This window comes from Plantactinospora alkalitolerans (assembly GCF_015690345.1).
Taxonomy (GTDB): domain Bacteria; phylum Actinomycetota; class Actinomycetes; order Mycobacteriales; family Micromonosporaceae; genus Plantactinospora; species Plantactinospora alkalitolerans.
The window spans coordinates 1-901 of record NZ_JADPUN010000006.1 but is presented as its reverse complement, the minus strand read 5'-3'; the positions used below and the strand labels follow the sequence as shown (position 1 = coordinate 901).

1 protein-coding gene is annotated in these 901 nt (G+C 66.1%); it reads right to left on the bottom strand.

Features of this window, described 5'->3' with window-relative positions:
• Nucleotides 1–10 precede the first annotated feature (10 nt).
• A protein-coding gene (locus I0C86_RS00030; RefSeq protein WP_323373382.1) for an IS5 family transposase occupies nucleotides 11–810 on the bottom strand; the annotation gives its coding sequence in 2 pieces (ribosomal slippage) (nucleotides 11–474 and nucleotides 474–810; 801 coding nt in all).
• Nucleotides 811–901 lie beyond the last annotated feature (91 nt).

Here is a 901-nt window from a genome sequence, read left to right as displayed (position 1 = left end):
CTAAGAACTCCTAACTCTTTGAGTGTTGGAGGCGGCGCCAGCAGATGATGGCGCAGGCGAGGGTGAGGAAGGCTTCGTGGATGTCGTCGCGGATTTCCCAGCGGATGCGTAGCCGGCGGAACCAGTGCAGCAAGGCGATGCTCTGTTCGACGACCCATCGTCGGGCGCCGAGTCCGGAGCCGTGGCTGGTACCGCGCCGGGCGATGACCGGGGTGATGCCTCTGGCTCGTAGTTCCCGGCGGTACTTGTCGAAGTCGTAGCCGCGGTCGGCGTACAGGCTGTCGGGTCGTTGTCGAGGACGGCCGCGGATGCCCTTGACCGGTGGGATCGCCTCGACCAGGGGGATCAGTTGGGTGACGTCGTGGCGGTTGCCGCCGGTCAGGCTCGCGGCGAGGGGGATGCCGCCCGCGTCGGTGATGACGTGGTGTTTCGAGCCTGGCTTGCGGCGATCGACCGGGCTCGGTCCAGTTTTGGGCCGCCTTTGAGCGCCCGTATGTGGGAGCCGTCGATCACCGCCCGGGACATGTCCAGCTGGCCGGCGGCTCTGAGCTTGGCCAGGAGCACTTCGTGCAGTCGTTGCCACACGCCAGCGTCGTTCCAGTCCCGCAATCTGCGCCAGCAGGTCATCCCCGACCCGAACCCCAACTCCTTCGGCAGGAACTCCCACGGGATCGCGGTGTAGAGGACGAACAGGATCCCGCACAGCACCTTGCGGTCGTCCAAGGGTTTCCGGCCGGGGAACCGGGTCCGGCGTGGTGGTCGGGCCGGCAGCAGCGGTTCGATCTCGGCCCACAACTCGTCCGAGACGATCCACGGCGGCTGCTCACCCCTCCTCACATCCAGACAGAACGATCCCCACCTCCACCGGATACGCCCGCCATCATTCTGTTAGGAGTTCTAA